The organism is Kitasatospora sp. NPDC056783 (genome assembly GCF_042789895.1).
Taxonomy (GTDB): domain Bacteria; phylum Actinomycetota; class Actinomycetes; order Streptomycetales; family Streptomycetaceae; genus Kitasatospora.
The window spans coordinates 1-1,148 of sequence record NZ_JBHUAF010000722.1 but is presented as its reverse complement, the minus strand read 5'-3'; the positions used below and the strand labels follow the sequence as shown (position 1 = coordinate 1,148).

Below are 1,148 nucleotides of genomic sequence, written 5' to 3'. Positions count from 1 at the left end.
GGGCAGCAGCCCGCGCCGGCCGTCGGCGTTGGCACTGGCCGCGCTTCCTTCAACGTCAGGCGACAGCACCGCAAACTGCCTTATTCGTGAGAGATTCCGCTCAAGCAACGCGGGAGTAGGTGCACCAGTACGACCGCAGCGGCGGCCGCCAGTTACTCGGCTCCTTGTCATCTGGCTCACTGCCGACGTCGTGGCCACCGTGGGCAGAGGCGACGTCCGCTGGCTGTCCACTCCACGTGCGCGAGCCCAAGACCGAGGCCAGCCGCGCCTGGGTTAGCCTCTCCCCCAAGGCCATGACCGTCACCCAGACGGCCAGCTCGAAGGCCTGGTCTTCGCCCATGCAGACGGATCGACGCTGCGGCTCCAGTGGGTCCTCGACGAGCTCCGCAAACCCACCCACCGAACTCTGGCCCCCGAAGATCGGGCTGCACAAGCCCACGAAAACGAGAATCATTCAACTGATGCCCCGTAGGCGGTCCGCGGGCCAGGACTTCCAGAGCAGACCGGGGAGTCCCCAGCTCGGAGCCCTCCGCGCCCCGACCAGCCAAGTCGGCGCCAAAAGGACAGCCAGGCCTTTCTGCGATGGCTGGCGGCCCCGTCGACGCGGTCCTCGCCAACGCCGGTGTGATGATGCTTCTGCCGGAGCGACGGGTCAACGCACACGGCTGGGAAGTGCAGCTGACGACCAACTACCTCGGCCACTTCGCACTGGTCCACGGGCTGCCCGCAGCGCTCCGGGCCTCCGAGAATCCGCACGTCGTGACCGTCAACTCCGGTGCGCAGCGGCTGCACGGCTTCGACTTCGACAACCAGCAGTTCGAACGCCGCCCGAGCGACCCCATGGTCGCCTACGCGCAGACGAAGACGGCCGACGTCCTGCTCGCCGTCGGGACTGGCCTCCGCTGGGCGCGGGACGGCATTGTCGCCAACTCCTGTGGGTCCGGGTAGATCCACACCAACCTGACACGCCGCCATGCAGACGCTCGGCGCCATGGACGAGGCGGGGAACCTGCTGACTCCGGACCATTACAAGACCCCCGCGCAGGGGACGACCACTAGTACTCCAGCCGCACTTCGTGATCAGGTGGCGAGTCTGCGCTGGTAGTGGCTGTGGCGGGCTCGTCCCTGGTGCGTCCGGCGCCATATCG

At 67.6% G+C, this 1,148-nt stretch carries 1 protein-coding gene; it reads left to right on the top strand.

Going from position 1 to position 1,148, the window contains the following annotated elements; genetic code table 11:
• The first annotated feature begins 582 nt into the window (after window positions 1–582).
• Window positions 583–948: a hypothetical protein gene (locus ACFRMQ_RS40875; protein WP_380736005.1), complete on the top strand. Its 366-nt coding sequence runs from the start codon at window positions 583–585 to the stop codon at window positions 946–948.
• The last annotated feature ends 200 nt before the right edge of the window (window positions 949–1,148 follow it).